Raw genomic sequence first — 17,058 nt, forward strand, 5'->3', positions numbered from 1 at the left:
TCCAGGGCGGAAAGGCTACCAGAATCGGTTGCCTGAGTTTGCGACTGGCCTTGTGGGCAGACGATTATAAATTCTTGGATTGCCGAAGGTTGGCTCGGCGGCGTGTAGTTTTACTACAAATCGTCGGCCGTTTCAGCCTTTCGAATGTATAGACGAGTAGTAAAACTACACATGAGCGGCTCGTGGCCCCTCGTTTCGTTGTGAGAATAATCGTTACTGTTGGTCTTTAGCCAACACGAACAGGTAAAAACTTGATGCCGGCTGCCAATAAAATCAGATTTTCAGCTATTTATCATCTTTGTTCGACAGTCAATCAGGTAGTGTCTTTTGAAAAAACACTACATCCAGTCTTCCCCGCGCCGATCAAGGATAGACCATGAGCCTGCCCACGCTTGCCGAAGTACCGGCCATTCTCCAGTCATTGGTCAGTCGTGCCGAGCAGTCGTTCCGTGCGGCGGTCGCCTTGTTCAACGACGACCACGGGTTATCTGCCTGGACGCCCGAGCGTTGGGACGCGTTCAAGCGTGTTGCCGCTGCCAGTGATTTTGTCATCGAGCAGAGTCTCCGTGACCCTGCGATGCTGTTGGATCTGGTGCGCAGCGGCGAGCTGGATCGCAGCCTCAGCCCCGGTGAAATGTGCGCACAGATCGGCGCCGCAGTGCGGGCCGCCGAGACCGAGGATGAGTTGGGGCGCGTCCTGCGCCGCCAACGCACCCGTCAGCAGGTGCGGATCATCTGGCGTGACCTGACCCGCCAGGCCGACCTGGTCCAGACCTGTCGCGACCTTTCGGATATGGCCGACACTTGCATCGACCAGGCTTATCAATGGCTATACCAGCGCCTCAGCCAGCAATTCGGCACGCCCACTGGCCGGCGTAGCGGTGAGCCGCAGCAGATGGTCATCCTGGGCATGGGCAAGCTCGGTGCGGTGGAGCTGAACCTGTCGTCGGACATCGACCTGATTTTCGCCTACCCCGAGGGTGGCGAAACCGTCGGTGCGAAGCGTCCGCTGGATAACCAGGAGTTTTTCATTCGCGTTGGCCAGCGCCTGATCAAGGCCCTGGACCCGATGACCGTCGACGGTTTCGTATTTCGCGTCGACATGCGCCTGCGCCCCTACGGTTCGGCCGGTGCGCTGGTGCTGAGCTTCAATGCCTTGGAACAGTATTACCAGGACCAGGGCCGCGACTGGGAACGCTACGCGATGATCAAGGCGCGGGTGGTGGCCGGCGATCAGGTGGCGGGTGCGCAGTTGCTCGACATGCTGCGTCCATTCGTTTATCGCCGTTACCTGGATTTTTCCGCCATTGAAGCGTTGCGCACCATGAAGCAGCTGATCCAGCAGGAAGTGCGGCGCAAAGGCATGGCCGACAACATCAAGCTGGGCTCGGGCGGCATTCGCGAGGTGGAGTTCATCGCCCAGGCGTTCCAGTTGATCCATGGCGGTCGCGACTTGAGCTTGCAGCAACGCCCGTTGCTCAAAGTGCTGGGTACCCTGGAAGGCCAGGGCTATCTGCCGGCCAAGGTGGTCGATGAGCTGCGCCAGGGTTACGAATTCCTGCGTTATACCGAACATGCGATCCAGGCCATTGCCGACCGTCAGACCCAGATGTTGCCGGACAACCCGCAGGACCAGGCGCGCATTGCGTTCATGCTGGGCTTTGCCGACTGGGCAGCGTTCCATGAACAATTGATGTACTGGCGCACACGTGTGGCCTGGCATTTCGGCCAGGTCATCGCTGACCCGGATGAAGACGAGGGCAGCGAAAGTGAAGTGGTGGTGGGTGGCGAATGGTTGCCATTGTGGGAAGACAGCCAGGACGAAGGGGCTGCGTGTCGTCAACTGCAGGAGGGTGGGTTTGTCGATGGGCCCAAAGCCCTCAAGGCCCTGGCTGCCCTGCGCGCCAGCCCGCAATTGCGTGCCATGCAGCGCCTGGGGCGTGAGCGTCTGGATGCGTTCATTCCGCGGCTGCTGGCCCAGGCGGTGGAGCATGCCAATCCGGATCTGGTGCTGGAACGGGTGCTGCCGCTGGTGGAAGCCGTGGCCCGCCGTTCGGCCTATCTGGTCCTGCTCACGGAAAACCCCGGTGCCCTGCGGCGTTTGCTGACGCTGTGCGCGGCGAGCCCGTGGATCGCCGAGCAGATCACTCGTTTTCCGTTGCTGCTCGATGAGTTGCTCAATGAGGGCCGCTTGTTCAAGCCGCCGTTGGCGCCGGAACTGGCGGCAGAGTTGCGTGAGCGTCTGACGCGAATTCCCGAGGATGACCTCGAGCAGCAAATGGAGGCGCTGCGGCATTTCAAGTTGGCGCACCGTCTGCGGGTGGCCGCCTCGGAAATCGCCGGTAGCCTGCCATTGATGAAAGTCAGCGATTACCTGACCTGGCTGGCCGAGGCGATCCTCGAGCAGGTACTGGCCCTGGCCTGGCGCCAGACGGTGGCCAAGCATGGCGTGCCGTTGCGCACCAATGGCGGCCTGTGCGATCCGGGCTTCATTATTGTCGGTTATGGGAAAGTCGGCGGCCTGGAATTGGGGCATGGTTCCGACCTGGACCTGGTGTTCATCCACGATGGCGACCCACAGGCGGAAACCGATGGCCCGAAACCTATCGACGGCGCGCAGTTCTTTACTCGGCTCGGCCAGCGGATCATTCACTTGCTGACCGCCCAGACCAACTCCGGGCAGCTGTATGAAGTGGACATGCGTCTGCGACCGTCCGGGGCGTCGGGCTTGTTGGTCAGTTCCCTCGGGGCGTTTGCTCGTTATCAGGAGAACGAAGCCTGGACCTGGGAACACCAGGCGTTGGTGCGGGCCCGAGTGTTGGTGGGCAGCCAGGACGTGGGGCAGGCGTTCGAGAAAGTCCGCGCCCAGGTGTTGGGACGCAAGCGTGATTTGCCGACGCTGCGCCAGGAGGTCAGCGAGATGCGCGCCAAGATGCGCGATAATCTGGGCAGCAAGGCCACCGCCGCCGGGACTGCGGCAAATGCCTTCGAGGCCACGGCACCCTTCGACCTCAAGCAGGATGCCGGAGGTATCGTCGATATTGAATTTATGGTGCAATACGCGGCCCTGGCGTGGTCCGAGGAACACCCGTCACTGCTGCGCTACACCGACAACATCCGCATCCTGGAAGGGTTGCAGGAGGTCGGGCTGATGCCGGTTGAAGACGCCACCCTGTTGCGCGAGGCCTATAAAGCCTACCGCTCCGCCGCTCACCGCCAGGCCTTGCAGAAAGAAGCCGGGGTGATTGCAGGCGACCAGTTCATGGATGAGCGCAGGCAGGTAGTGCGGATCTGGCGAGAGCTGGGCCTGAGCTGAAGGTTTGAATGTGGGGGCGGGCATGCTCGCTAAGGCGGACTGTCAGGCAACCTTGATGTTGGGTGAGTTGGCCCCTTCGCAAGCAAGCCCGCTCCCACAGTTGTAGATTGAAGGCAACAGGCAACGACCTAAGCCACAGTGATTCTCGAGGCGGGGAGGCGTAGGCCTCCCCGTATCGTTTTTGGAAACCACATGAATATTCTGATCGTTGGGCCCAGTTGGGTCGGTGACATGGTGATGGCGCAGACACTGTTCCAGTGCCTGAAGCAGCGCCATCCACAGTGCGAAATCGATGTCCTGGCTCCAGAGTGGAGCCGACCGATTCTTGAGCGTATGCCCGAGGTACGCAAGGCCTTGAGCTTCCCGCTTGGCCATGGCGTATTGGAGCTGGCAACCCGTCGACGCATCGGCAAATCCCTGGCCGGTCAGTACGACCAGGCGATCCTGTTGCCCAACTCCTTGAAGTCGGCGCTGGTGCCGTTCTTCGCCGGCATCCCCAAACGCACCGGCTGGCGTGGCGAGTTTCGCTACGGTCTGCTCAACGATGTGCGTACGCTGGACAAAGACCGCTACCCGCTGATGATCGAGCGCTTCATGGCCCTGGCCTACGAACCGGGTGTTGAGCTACCCAAACCGTACCCGCGCCCCAGCCTTGCGATCGACCCGGTCAGCCGTGAGGCGGCGTTGACCAAGTTCGGCCTGAGCCTGGATCGCCCGGTGCTGGCCCTGTGCCCAGGTGCCGAGTTTGGTGAATCCAAGCGCTGGCCGGCGGAGCATTACGCCCAGGTCGCCGAAGCGAAGATTCGCGACGGTTGGCAAGTCTGGCTGTTCGGCTCGAAAAAGGATCACCCGGTGGGCGAAGACATCCGCTCGCGGCTGATTCCAGGCCTTCGGGAAGAGTCAGTGAACCTCAGCGGCGATACGTCCCTGGCCGAGGCCATTGATTTGTTGTCCTGCGCCGATTGCGTGGTGTCCAACGACTCCGGCCTGATGCACGTGGCCGCTGCCCTGAACCGCCCATTGGTGGCGGTCTACGGCTCCACGTCGCCAGGCTTCACGCCACCGCTGGCCGACAAGGTCGAAATCGTGCGCCTGGGCATCGAATGCAGCCCGTGCTTCGACCGCACCTGCCGCTTCGGTCATTACAACTGCCTGCGCCAGCTCATGCCATTGTCGGTGAACGAGGCCTTGGAGCGTTTGCAGGGCACACCCGTGGAGGTTCAGTAACTTGCGGGTATTGCTGATCAAGACCTCTTCGCTGGGGGATGTGATTCACGCGCTGCCGGCGCTGACTGACGCGGCGCGGGCGATTCCTGGCATTAAATTCGATTGGGTGGTGGAGGAAGGCTTCGCCGAAATCCCCACCTGGCACCCGGCCGTGGGCAAGGTCATCCCGGTGGCGATTCGTCGCTGGCGCAAGAACCTCTGGCAAACCATCAAGAGCGGCGAGTGGCGCCGCTTCAAGCAGAGCGTGCGGGCCGAAAGGTACGACTTGGTCATCGACGCCCAAGGCCTGCTGAAAAGCGCCTGGCTGACCCGTTACGTCAAGGCGCCGGTCGCGGGCCTGGATCAGCACTCGGCCCGCGAACCCTTGGCCGCGCGTTTTTATTCGCGCCGCCTGGCAGTGGCCCGTGGTCAGCATGCGGTGGAGCGCGTGCGGCAACTGTTCGCCTTGGCGCTGGGGTATGACCTGCCCAAGACCCAGGGCAGCTACGGCCTGAACGTCGATCGCCTGGTGGAATTGCCGCGCAGATACCCTTATGTCGTATTCCTGCATGGCACGACGTGGGAATCCAAGCATTGGCCCGAGCTCTACTGGCGTCAGCTCACCGAACGCATGGGGCTGCTCGGCGTGGTGGTGAAGCTGCCGTGGGGCAACCCGTTGGAAAAGGCCCGGGCCGAACGCATCGCCAAGGGCCTGCGCAATGTCGAGGTCTTGCCGAAACTGAACCTGGGCGGCGTCGGCAAGGTACTCGCCGGTGCCCAGGCCTGCGTGGCGGTGGACACCGGTCTCGGTCATCTGGCCGCGGCCCTCGACGTACCGACCATCTCGCTGCTCGGCCCCACCAACCCGAGGCTGACTGGCGCCTATGGCAAGAGCCAGGTTCACCTCGCCAGCGATTTCCCTTGCGCGCCCTGCATGCAGAAACAATGCACCTACCCGCCGACCGCCGAAGATGCCCGTCGGTTTGACCTGAAACGCGAGCAGCCCCTGTGCTTCACGCGTCTGAACCCCGAGCGTGTTGCCAGCCACCTGAGCACGTTATTGGCTGAGGAGCCGCGCTGATGCAATTGGCTTTTGTCCTTTACAAGTACTTCCCCTTCGGAGGCTTGCAGCGTGATTTCATGCGCATCGCCCTGGAATGCCAGCGACGCGGTCACCAGATCCGCGTCTATACGCTGATCTGGGAAGGTGACGTCCCGCCGGGCTTCGAGGTGCTGGTGGCGCCGGTCAAGGCGCTGTTCAACCACCGTCGCAACGAAAAACTCAGCGCGTGGATGGAAGCCGACCTGGCCAAGCGCCCGGTGGACCGTTTGATTGGCTTCAACAAGATGCCCGGCCTGGATGTGTATTACGCCGCCGACGGCTGCTTCGAAGACAAGGCGCAGAACCTGCGTAACTCGCTGTACCGGCGTTGGGGCCGCTACCGGCACTTCGCTGAGTACGAGCGGGCGGTGTTCGCCAAGGATGCCAAGACCGACGTGCTGATGATTTCCGAAGTCCAGCAGCCGCTGTTCATCAAGCACTACGGCACGCCGCTGGAACGCTTTCACCTGCTGCCGCCGGGCATCGCCCAGGACCGGCGCCGCCCCGCCGATGCCGACGAGATCCGCGCCGCGTTCCGTGCCGAATTCGAGCTGGCCGACGATGACCTGTTGTTGGTGCAAATCGGTTCCGGGTTCAAGACCAAGGGCGTGGATCGTAGTCTCAAGGCCCTGGCCGCGTTGCCCACCGAGTTGAGAAAACGCACCCGGCTGTTTGTAATTGGCCAGGACGACCCCAAAGTATTCCAACTGCAGAGCGCCGCGCTGGGGCTCGGTGACAACGTGCGGTTCCTCAAGGGTCGCAGTGATATTCCGCGTTTCCTGCTGGGCGCCGACCTGTTGATCCATCCGGCGTACAACGAGAACACCGGCACCGTACTGCTCGAAGCGCTGGTGGCCGGTTTGCCGGTGCTGGTCAGCGCGGTGTGCGGGTATGCCCATTACATCGCCGAGGCCGACAGCGGCCTGGTGCTCGACGAGCCATTCGAACAGGCCCAGCTCACCGAATACCTGGGCCGTATGTTGAGCGACGCCGACGCACGGGCGACCTGGAGCCGCAACGGTCTGGCCTTCGCCGAGACGGCCGACCTCTACAGCATGCCGCAGCACGCGGCGGACGTGATATTGGCGGAGCACGCGCAATGAAATTGATGCTGGCCGAACCGTTCAAGAGCCTTTGGGCCGGGCGCGATGCGTTCGCCGAAGTCGAGGCGCTCAAGGGCGAGGTCTATCGTGAACTGGAAGCCCGGCGCACCTTGCGCACGGAGGTGGACGGTCGCGGCTTTTTCGTGAAGATTCACCGCGGCATCGGTTGGGGCGAAATTTTCAAGAATCTGTTCACCGCCAAGCTGCCGGTACTCGGTGCGGGCCAGGAATGGAAGGCGATCCAGCGCTTGCAGGAAGTCGGCGTGCCGACCATGACCGCTGTCGCCTATGGCGAGAAGGGCAGCAACCCGGCGGACCAGCATTCGTTCATTGTCACCGAGGAACTGGCGCCGACCGTCAGCCTTGAAGACTTCAGCATCGATTGGCTCAAGCAGCCGCCGCAGCCGGCACTCAAGCATGCGCTGATCGCCGAGGTCGCACGCATGACCGGCATGATGCACCGTGCCGGGGTCAACCATCGTGACTGCTATATCTGCCACTTTTTGCTGCATACCGACAAACCGGTGACTCCGGGGGATTTCAAACTCTCGGTGATCGACCTGCACCGCGCCCAGACCCGTGCGGCCATTACGACCCGTTGGCGCAACAAGGATCTGGCGGCGCTGTATTTCTCGGCGCTGGACATCGGTCTGACCCGCCGCGACAAGCTGCGTTTCCTCAAGGGCTATTTCCAGCAGCCGCTGCGCCGGATCCTCGCCGAAGAGGCTGCGTTGCTGGCCTGGCTCGAAGGCAAGGCCAACAAGCTTTACGCCCGAAAACAGCGGTACGGGGACGCGCTCTGATGTCGGGTTGGAAACTGGAACCGGCCTATGCCGAGCTGGCGCAGGATTTCGGTAGCCTGGAGGCCGTGTTTGCCCTCCAGGGCGAGCGTCTGACGCGCGACCCGCTCTCAGAGGTGATTCGGGTGCAGCGCAACGGCGTGAATTACTACGTCAAGCGCTACGTTGGGGCCGGCAAGGGCTTGCGCCGTTATCTGGGCAAGCCAAGGGTCAAGTCCGAATGGCAGAACCTCAAGCGCTTCGCCAAATGGGGCATCCCCACCGCCGAAATCGTCGCCTGGGGCTTGGAGCGAAACGGTGCAGCCTATGCCCGTGGCGCGATGATCACCCGCGAACTGCCTCATACCGAAGACCTCTCGGCCCTGGCCGATCGTCAAGATTCGCGCCTGGCCGATCGAGCCTGGGTCGACGAGGTGAGTCGGCAATTGGCTGGCTACACGCGGACCATGCACGACCACCGTTTCACCCATAACGATCTGAAGTGGCGCAACCTGCTGATCGATGACCGAGCCAAGCTGTTCCTGATTGACTGCCCAAATGGCGATTTCTGGCGCGGTTTCTGGCTCAAGTACCGCATCACCAAGGACTTGGCGTGCCTGGATAAAGTAGCCAAATACCACTTGTCGGCCACCCAGCGCCTGCGTTTTTACCTGCAATATCGCCAGCGTGAGCGGCTCGATGCGTGCGACAAGAAGCGCATCCGTCACGTGGTGAGATTTTTCGAGGGGCGTGAATGACTGATTTCCTGGCCGCTGAAGACCGGGCGTTGCTGCAACGTCATGGCCTGGACAGCTTCGAGGCCCTGTGGGCGCGGCAACTGGACGCGGTGGATGAGCCCAATACCTCGGGTGGTGGCTGGAGCAGCGTGTTCCGGCTGGACCTGGAAGGGCAAGGCTATTACCTCAAGCGCCAGAGCAATTACCTGACCCGGACCTTGTCCCACCCGTTTGGCGAGCCGAGTTTTTCCCGGGAGTTTCGTAACATCAGCCGTTATCGGCGGTTGGGCATTCCGGCGCTGCAAGCGGTGTTCTATGGCCAGCGCAAGGTCGACGGCGAGGTGCGGGCGATCCTGCTGACCCGTGCCCTGGACGGCTGGGATGACCTGGACTCGCTGCTACAGCGCTGGCCGACCCTGACGGCGGCGCAACGCGCCACCATCTTGAAAGCCTGCGGCCAGTTGGCGCGGCGCCTGCACGGCATGCATCAGGTTCACGGTTGCTTCTATCCCAAGCACATCTTTCTGCAAACCACTGCCAGCGGCTATCAGGCGCAACTGATCGACCTGGAAAAGACCCGGCCGCTGTTGTTCGGCCAGCGGGATCGGGTCAAGGATCTGGAGCCCTTGCTGCGTCGCGCCTCGATCTGGAATCAGGACGATGTGCGCCAGCTGCTGGCGACCTACTTGGACCAGCCGCTCGACAGTGATCTGGTCGACAGCTGGATGACCCGCCTGAGCGCCCGGCGCAACCATAAGGAAGCCCGTTGATGCACTTGTCCGAATTGAAGAGCGCCGGCCGCAACCCCGGCCTGCCTCTGAGCCTGGAGCTGGCCGATGCAGCCGGCCCGGCGAAGTTGCAGCTGCTTACGCTGTTGCGGGTGTTGCCGGGGCAGCGTTATGTCGGTGCGGGCGTCTGGCGCGGGCGACCGGTGCTGGCCAAGTTGCTGGTGGGCAGCAAGGCTGCCCGGCATTTTCAACGGGAATTGCAAGGCGTGCGCCTGCTGGCGGAGCAAGGGCTGACAACCCCGTTGTTGTTGGCCGATGGCCTGAAAGAGGGCGAGGGCGGCTGGTTGTTGTTCGAGTTGCTCGAAGGTGCCGAGAGCCTGGGGGATGCCTGGAAACAGGTCGAGCACCTGCCGTTGCTGGCTGATGAACAAACAGCGGTATTGGCCGAAGCTCTGGGGGCCATTGCACAACTGCACGGCAAGGGCCTGTGGCAAGAAGACTTGCACCTGGACAATCTGCTGCGCCACGACGGCAAGCTCTATTTGATCGACGGTGCTGGCATCCGCGCTGAAACCCCAGGGCAACCGTTGTCACGGCACAAAGTCCTGGAGAACCTGGGGGTGTTTTTTGCCCAGCTTCCCAAATCCATCGAGCCGTTCAATGAAGAACTCTTGGTGTATTACCTGCTGGGCAACGCCGAACACGCGCTGCCCATGGAAGCGTTGCAAAAACAGATCGACAAGGTCCACGCCTGGCGCCTGAAGGACTTCCTGGCGAAGGTTGGGCGCGAATGCAGCCTGTTCAGTGTACGGCGCGGGCCTTTCGGCCTACGGGCGATCCGGCGCGATGAAGAAGCGGCCATGATGCCGGTGCTGGAACAGGCTGATGCCTTGCTCGACCAGGGTCACCTGTACAAGACCGGTGGCGCGGCGAGTGTCGGCAAAGTCAATGTGAATGGCCGCACGTTGGTGATCAAACGCTACAACATCAAGAACTTCGCCCATTGGCTCAAGCGCTTCTGGCGTCCGAGCCGCGCCTGGCATTCCTGGCGCGAAGGCCATCGCCTGGCGTTCCTCGGCATCGCCACGCCCAAGCCGCTGGCCTTGCTGGAGAAGCGTTTCCTGTGGCTGCGCCGCGGCGCCTATCTGGTGACCGAGCATCTGTCGGGCCCTGACATCATCGAGCGTTTCGCCCCCTACGTGGAAAGTGGTGACGCGCCAGAGCCTGAACTGCTGGCGCTGGACCGGCTGTTCGCCGACCTGATACGCGAGCGCATCAGCCACGGCGATTTGAAGGGCCACAACCTGTTCTGGCAGCAGGACCGCTGGGCGCTGATCGACCTGGATTCCATGTGCCAACACCGCACCCACGCCAGCTTCGCCCCGGCCTACGCCCGGGATCGCGCACGGTTCATGCGCAATTGGCCGGAGAGTAGTGCGTTGTATCGGGTGATTGATGGGCGGTTGCCCAAGGATGTCGAAAGCGCGCCATGAGATCGTTGCCACGCTCCCGCGTGGGAACGCTGCCAGAGACGCTCCGCGTTCCGCTTTTGGGAGGTGACGCAGAGCGTCACGGGATGCATTCCCACTCGGAGCATGGGAGCGATCAAAATCCTGGGGCCGACTTGCCGTGGTTCCTCAAAACGGTACTCCCCAAGCTTGCCGCGTGTCCCTAGAGGCTTAAGGCCGCTTTTAAGCTATAATCCCGCCCTTTCTGCCCCGCGCCCTGGCGAGCGGCACATCAATTTTTCGCGGCGCTTGTCGCCCGTTTGCAGACATAAGAGGCTAGACCCCTGTGGCATTGACGATTCTTGGCCTGTCCGGCGCCCTTAGCCATGATCCTTCCGCAGCGCTGTACATTGACGGCAAGCTGATCGCGGCGGCTGAGGAAGAGCGCTTCGTACGCGATAAACATGCAAAGAACCGCATGCCCTACGAGTCGGCGAAGTTCTGCCTGGAGCAGGCCGGCATCAAGCCTTCCGATGTTGACGTGGTAGCGATCCCGTTCGCCCCGATCAGCCTGTTCGGCGAAGCCCGTTGGCACTACGCCAAGCGTTACTGGTACGCCCCGGACCGCGCCCTCGATGCGATCCTGATGGGTAACCGTCGCTACAAGCGCTATCGCCGCAAGATCGTCTGGTGCCTGGAGCAACTGGGCTTCGATCCGAAAAAGATCAAGATCGAGCCGGTCGAGCACCACTTGGCCCACGCTTCCAGTGCCTATCACTGCTCGGGCTTCCAGGAGAAAACCGCGATCCTGGGCATCGACGGCAAAGGCGAATACGCCACGACCTTCTTTGGCTACGGTGAAAACGGCAAGATCCACAAGATCAAGGAATTCTTCGATCCAGACTCCCTTGGCGGCCTGTACGGCGCGATCACCGAGTTCCTGGGCTTTGAAATGCTCGACGGTGAGTTCAAGGTCATGGGCATGGCCCCCTACGGCGATGCCAGCAAGTACGACTTCTCGCGCCTGGCTTCGTTCGAAAACGGCGAGCTGGTGATCAACACCGACTACGCCAACGTGATCGGCCTGCGTCGCTATAAAGAGAAGGGCAAGGGTTTCTACTTCTCGCCGAAGCTGATCGAATGGCTCGGCCCGAAACGTGAAGGCGACATCGCCGACGAGCCGTACATTCACTACGCGGCCAGCATGCAGGCGCTGTTCGAGAAGCTCGCGCTGCAAATGATCGACCATTATCTGGGCGACGTACTCAAGGAAACCGGCAAGCTGGCTTTCGCTGGCGGCTGCGCGTTGAACGTCAAGCTTAACCAGAAAATCATCGCCCGCGACGACGTCAAGGAACTGTTCGTGCAACCGGCTTCCGGTGACGCCGGTACCGCAGTGGGTGCGGCAGCTTATGTGTCCCACGCCCGTGGCGTGCCGGTGGAGAAGATGGAGCACGTCTATCTCGGCCCGGCCTACAGCAACGAAGACGTGATCGCCGCCTGCGCTCGTCATCCGAGCAAGCCTGCATGGCGCAAGATCGACAACCCCCCTGAGCGCATCGCCAAGATCATGGTCGATGGCAACCCGGTGGCCTGGTTCCAGGGGCGCATGGAGTTTGGCCCGCGTGCCTTGGGCGGTCGCTCGATCATTGGTTGCCCGAGCGCCAGCGGTGTAGCCGATCGCATCAACGAACAGATCAAGTTCCGCGAGCGCTGGAGGCCTTTCTGCCCGTCGATGCTGGACACCGTCGCACCTCAGATGATCAAGGTCGATCACCCGGCGCCGTTCATGACCTTCACCTTTGAAGTGGCTGAAGAGTGGAAGACCCGTGTGCCGGAAGTCGTCCATGAGGACGGTACGTCCCGGGCCCAGGTGCTCAAGCGCGAATACAACCCGCGCTACTACGACATGATGAAGGCGCTGGAAGTCCTGACCGGCAACGGCGTATCCCTGAACACCTCGCTCAATCGTCGTGGCGAACCGATGATCTGCTCGCCGACCGACGCGTTGAACATGTTTTTTGGCTCCGACCTGCAGTACTTGATCATGGAAGATATCCTGGTGGTCAAAGACGGCGTGGATGCTTATGACACGTTCGGCTGAGCGACATGTGCTGCAGTTCTGTCACGGTTATGACGGGCCGTTCCTGGACTGCGCCCGTCAGTACGCCAGCCTGTTCGCTGGCACTGGCTATCGTGTCACCACAGTGTTTCTGACCGGGGTGGCGGATGCGCAAGTCGCCGCTGGTTGTGCCTCGGACGAGGTGCTGTTCATGGAATACAGCTCCAGCGCCATTCGCGGCCTGAAGCTGGGCGCCATCAGCGATCTGCGCAAGATCGCTGCTTCGCGCAATTTCAGTTTTTGCATTGCCCATCGCTTCAAGCCGATCTACATCGCTCTGCTCGGCACGGGTTTGCCGGTGATTGGTGTGCATCATGCCTTTGGTGACTACCAACGGCGCCCTCGTCGGATGTTCGCCCAGTTCTTTCACAAGCGCCTGAGCTTGCTCGGGGTTTCCGATGCGGTGCGTGACGATATGCGCCGCTGCCTGCCGAAATGGCCGGCCACCCGGATCCAGACCCTCTACAACCGCATCGACCTCGATGCCGTGCAGGCCAGCCAGGTCTCCCGCGAGGAGGCACGGCAGACCTTGGGGCTGGACATGGACGCATGGATCGTCGGCAACGTCGGCCGCCTGCATCCTGACAAGGACCAGGCCACGCTGTTGCGCGCCTTTGCTGCGGCGCTGGCGTACCTGCCGGCGAACAGCCAGCTGGCGATTCTCGGCAAGGGCCGTCTGGAGCAGGATCTCAGGGAGTTGGCGCTGGAGTTGGGCATTGCCGACCGCGTGCTGCTCCTTGGCCAAGTACCCGAGGCGCGCCGCTATTTCCGTGCCTTTGATGTATTTGCCTTGAGTTCCGATCATGAACCGTTCGGCATGGTGCTGCTCGAAGCCATGGCCGCTGGCGTGCCCCTGTTGGCGACGGCCTGTGGCGGGGCGAAGGAAGTGGTCGAAGGCGTGGGCATCCTGTTTCCAATGGGCGACGCCGACCACATGGCCCAGGCACTGCAACACCTGGCGGTGATGGATGATTTGCAGCGTCGCCAATGCGCCGAGCTGATGCTCGATCGCTTGCGCGAGCGCTTCTCGGATCGCGCCGTGCGCGAGGCATTCTGGCGTTTGCCTCAAGTTACCGAACTGGCGCCGAGGGGCTGATGCTCAACCGATTCCAAGGCTGGCGCGAGCGCGGCTGGACAGCCGTAGACGCATCGATTTATGCCCAGGCCTGGCAGCGTTTTGGCGGCAGCGTGGCCACCCACCCCCTGGTGGTCGAGCGTCTGGCGGCCCTGGCCGGGATTCCCGTGCGTTATCTGGCATTCGAGCAGGGCGGCGAACTCAAGGCGGCGATTCCAACCTGGGGGCGCGACCTGGCGCTGTCCAAGGATGTGCTCAAACGCAGCGGTAAAAAAGGCTTGTTCGACCTGGGCAATGCCGAACTGATTCTGCCGGCGGCACCCGATGCACTGGCGCCGTTGCGCCATCGAGGCCGTTACCTGTCGGCCCTCAACGAGGGGCGCTTCAGTGGCTTGAAGCTGCAGCAGGAACAGTTGGCCATGGCCCGCACGCCGGAGGAGCTGTCCAAGAAGTTTCGCTACAACCAGCGCCGTGAGCTGCGCTTGCTGGAAGAAGCGGGCGGGGTGGTGAGGCCGGTCAGCGAGTTTTCCAGCGCAGAACTGGCGTCGATCTACTGCGACCTGTTCCTGCGTCGCTGGGGCTTTGCGGCCACCGGTGCCGAACGCATGGGCGAGGTGATCGAGCTGCTGCGCGAATGGCTGATCGGCTCGGTGATCTTTCTCAACGATGCGCCGATTGCCATTCAACTGGTGTATCGCGTCGAAGCACCGCAGTGGATCAGTGTCGAGTACATCAACGGTGGCGTCGACCCGCAGACCCGCGAATTCAGCCCTGGCAGCGTGTTGAGCTTCCTCAACACCCAAAGCGCGTGGGAACACGCCCGTGCCGCCGGCAAGCCGTTGCGCTTTTCATTCGGCCGGGCGGACCGGGAGTACAAGGACCGTTGGTGCAACCCCGTGCCGGTGTTTACCGTATGACCGCCCCCCTGAGCCGCAAGCAACAGTTACTCAAGCGCCATCGTCGCAATAAGCGCGTGGGGTTGTTGCTCGCCCTCATCGTGCTGGTCTTGCTGGGTGTCGCGCTGGCCTGGTGGCTGCCGCTGGTGCTCGCGGTGCTCGGCTGGATCGCCCACGAGGCGTGGTTCGCCGATCATCTGTTCTATTCGCCCAAGGACGATTACCAGTACAGCTTCCCGCCCTTCACCCAGCAACCCAAGGTGCATTTGAATGCTGGGCGGCTACGGTTGGACGAGGGTGTGATCCTGGACGATGGCGCGACGCTGGTCCTCGCGCTGCGGGTCAAGAGTACCTGGCTGGGGCGCTTCCTCGACCCGGTCGTCGAGTTGTCGGGCGGCGAACATCCGGATCGACAAACCTTCGAACGTGGGGTCAACGGCCTGCGTTATCTCAACCTCAGCGAGCAGGGAGACGTGCTGTCCCGAGGCGATCTGCGTCTGCGCGGGCGCTTCTGTCGCTTGCTGGGCGAGCCGAAGCTCTGGTCTTTCGCCCCTGCGGATGTGCAGCGTCAGCGGACGATGGTCATCGCCCCCCACGCCGACGATGCGGAGCTGGCCGCCTATGGGTTGTACAGCCAGGCTGATGAAGCCTGGATCGTGACCCTGACCGCGGGTGAAATCGAAGCCGAACATTATCAGCAGATGGGCCTGGACCGCGTCGAAGCCGCGCGGCTCAAGGGCCGTTTGCGCGCCTGGGACAGCATTGCCGTGCCCCGTTGGGCCGGGGTGCCCGAATCCCGTTGTGTGCAGCTGGGATACTTCTGCCTGCAACTGGCGGCCATGCAAGCGGCACCAAGCCTGCCCCAAGGCTCTCGCGAGGCGGACCTGAGCGATACCCGGCTGTTTCGCCAGTTGAACCCGTTTGTGCTGCCAGGCGATGCCGACGGCGCACCGACCTGGAACAACCTGCTGGCAGACCTGCGCGAACTGTTGCTCAAGGCGCGTCCCGAGGTGCTAGTGCTGCCGCACCCGACGCTCGACCCGCACCCCGATCACCTCTGCGCGCATCACGCTGTCATGCAAGCCCTCGAAGGCCTGGAATGGCAGCCCGGCATACTGCTCGGTTACGCCAATCACCTGCACGACAATGACCGCTGGCCCATGGGCGATGCGGGCACGGGCATTGCGTTGCCGCCGTTCTTCGACCCGGCCCGGCCGATGCATCCCGTCAGCCTGCCACTGACATTGGCAGCCCAGCGCGACAAGGCCATGGCGTTGGGCATGATGCACGATCTGCAGCCGCAAGCGCCGTTCAAGCGGCGCCTTCGCCGCAAGATCCAGCGCCTGCTGGCCGGGCGCACCGGTTCCGCGTATGGCGAGAACGAGTTTTTTCGTAAGGCTGTGCGGCGCCATGAACTGTTCTGGTGGCTGTAAGGGCCCAAGGCGGGGCCTTTTTGCGCTGCAGCACAAAAAGGCCTCCGGTTATTTATCAAGTGGTTCGGTGCTGCAAGGAAGACGATGAAAGTTCTATTTCTGGTGCAGAAAGAACAGCGGGCCATCCTGGATCGGCTCTACGAAGGTGTGGCCGCTCATTGCGAGTGCGACCTGCGTTGGCTCGACAGCCAGGAGCAACGCAACCTGCGGGGATATTTCCGCCGCCATGTGGACGTATCGCGTTATGACCGGATCGTGTTTTTCCTGCGCTTCAAGCAGGAGATCCGTCAGGTCGGCTTCATCCGCACGATCCCCAACCTGGTGATCCTCGAGCACGACGCCTACCAGAATTACATCCCCTGCAAATACACCGGCAAGTTCAGTGCGCATTATCGTCGTCTGCCGTGGGTACGGGTGATCAGTTCCGGCTTCATGGTGACCGAGCGTCTGCGCAGTGAAGGTTTCGATGCGGTTTTCGTACCCAAGGGCTACGACCAGTCGCTATTGCAGGATCGGGGTCGTGAACGGGATATCGAGTTGGCCTTCGTCGGCAGCACCAACAGCGTCGCTTACAGCGGCCGCAAGGCGCTGCTGGATGAACTGGGTCGTGTTGAACCGCTGGTAGTGACCCGAACCAAGTCCGGTGAGGAATATTGCGAAACCCTCAACCGTATTCGGTTTTTCGTCAGCGCCGACGTAGGCATGGGCGAATTCATGATCAAGAATTTCGAAGCCATGGCCTGCGGCTGCGTATTGCTGGCGTTCGATCAAGGGGCCGAGGAGGCTCGTGCCCTGGGTCTGCAGGACATGCATAACGTGGTGTTGTACCGCGACATCCCGCAGCTGCAGGAAAAGCTTTCCCGCCTGCGTGCTGACCCCGAGCTGGCGCGCAATGTGGCGCGCAACGGTCAGGAGCTGGCGCTGGAGCAGTTCACTTTCGCGCGCATCGGGCAGAAAATCGTTGAGGCGTTGGGAGCACCTCTGCGTCCGCGTGCGCCGTTGAGTCTGCTGGAAAAGTTGCGCCAGAAGCTGGGTGTTTGATCAGGAGCCGTTTGGTCAATTGATGTTCAGGCAACGTTTGGCTCAATGGTATTTCTGATCAGCCTTTTGGTA

Annotated in this window: 13 protein-coding genes; all 13 read left to right on the forward strand. The window is 62.0% G+C overall.

All coding sequences use genetic code 11. The features are described 5' to 3' along the window. Positions 1 to 376 precede the first annotated feature (376 nt). Positions 377 to 3,316, forward strand: coding sequence for a bifunctional [glutamate--ammonia ligase]-adenylyl-L-tyrosine phosphorylase/[glutamate--ammonia-ligase] adenylyltransferase (gene glnE, locus SGN16_RS02425; RefSeq protein ID WP_335943797.1), 2,940 nt, complete (start codon positions 377 to 379; stop codon positions 3,314 to 3,316). 192 nt (positions 3,317 to 3,508) lie between these two features. Further along, the gene (gene waaF / locus SGN16_RS02430; protein ID WP_335943798.1) at positions 3,509 to 4,543 is read left to right on the forward strand and encodes a lipopolysaccharide heptosyltransferase II; all 1,035 of its coding nucleotides are present in this window, start codon (positions 3,509 to 3,511) and stop codon (positions 4,541 to 4,543) included. Between the two features lies 1 nt (position 4,544). Continuing rightward, positions 4,545 to 5,603, forward strand: a complete 1,059-nt coding sequence (gene waaC / locus SGN16_RS02435; protein ID WP_335943799.1) for a lipopolysaccharide heptosyltransferase I — start codon at positions 4,545 to 4,547, stop codon at positions 5,601 to 5,603. Next, positions 5,603 to 6,727, forward strand: a complete 1,125-nt coding sequence (locus SGN16_RS02440; protein WP_335943800.1) for a glycosyltransferase family 4 protein — start codon at positions 5,603 to 5,605, stop codon at positions 6,725 to 6,727. Before waaC ends, SGN16_RS02440 begins: the two co-directional genes overlap by 1 nt. Beyond that, on the forward strand, positions 6,724 to 7,530 hold the full coding sequence (rfaP, locus tag SGN16_RS02445) for a lipopolysaccharide core heptose(I) kinase RfaP (protein ID WP_210642542.1): 807 nt from the start codon (positions 6,724 to 6,726) through the stop codon (positions 7,528 to 7,530). The genes SGN16_RS02440 and rfaP overlap by 4 nt, the downstream gene beginning before the upstream one ends. After that, positions 7,530 to 8,264, forward strand: a complete 735-nt coding sequence (locus tag SGN16_RS02450; RefSeq protein ID WP_210642543.1) for a lipopolysaccharide kinase InaA family protein — start codon at positions 7,530 to 7,532, stop codon at positions 8,262 to 8,264. Before rfaP ends, SGN16_RS02450 begins: the two co-directional genes overlap by 1 nt. Then, complete coding sequence (locus tag SGN16_RS02455) at positions 8,261 to 9,013, forward strand: lipopolysaccharide kinase InaA family protein (RefSeq protein WP_335943801.1); 753 nt, start codon at positions 8,261 to 8,263, stop codon at positions 9,011 to 9,013. The genes SGN16_RS02450 and SGN16_RS02455 overlap by 4 nt, the downstream gene beginning before the upstream one ends. After that, positions 9,013 to 10,464, forward strand: a complete 1,452-nt coding sequence (locus SGN16_RS02460) for a lipopolysaccharide kinase InaA family protein (RefSeq protein ID WP_335943802.1) — start codon at positions 9,013 to 9,015, stop codon at positions 10,462 to 10,464. The genes SGN16_RS02455 and SGN16_RS02460 overlap by 1 nt, the downstream gene beginning before the upstream one ends. A 301-nt stretch (positions 10,465 to 10,765) precedes the next feature. After that, complete coding sequence (locus SGN16_RS02465) at positions 10,766 to 12,523, forward strand: carbamoyltransferase (protein WP_335943803.1); 1,758 nt, start codon at positions 10,766 to 10,768, stop codon at positions 12,521 to 12,523. Further along, a complete protein-coding gene (locus SGN16_RS02470; RefSeq protein WP_210642546.1) occupies positions 12,507 to 13,637 on the forward strand; it encodes a glycosyltransferase in 1,131 nt (376 codons plus the stop codon). Before SGN16_RS02465 ends, SGN16_RS02470 begins: the two co-directional genes overlap by 17 nt. After that, the gene (locus SGN16_RS02475; RefSeq protein WP_210642547.1) at positions 13,637 to 14,533 is read left to right on the forward strand and encodes an antimicrobial resistance protein Mig-14; all 897 of its coding nucleotides are present in this window, start codon (positions 13,637 to 13,639) and stop codon (positions 14,531 to 14,533) included. Before SGN16_RS02470 ends, SGN16_RS02475 begins: the two co-directional genes overlap by 1 nt. An 8-nt stretch (positions 14,534 to 14,541) precedes the next feature. Next, on the forward strand, positions 14,542 to 15,945 hold the full coding sequence (locus tag SGN16_RS02480) for a PIG-L family deacetylase (protein WP_335943931.1): 1,404 nt from the start codon (positions 14,542 to 14,544) through the stop codon (positions 15,943 to 15,945). Between the two features lie 84 nt (positions 15,946 to 16,029). Continuing rightward, positions 16,030 to 16,986, forward strand: coding sequence for a glycosyltransferase (locus SGN16_RS02485; RefSeq protein ID WP_210642548.1), 957 nt, complete (start codon positions 16,030 to 16,032; stop codon positions 16,984 to 16,986). Positions 16,987 to 17,058: the final 72 nt, after the last annotated feature.

The sequence above is a fragment of the Pseudomonas sp. G166 genome, assembly GCF_037027455.2.
Lineage (GTDB): Bacteria > Pseudomonadota > Gammaproteobacteria > Pseudomonadales > Pseudomonadaceae > Aquipseudomonas.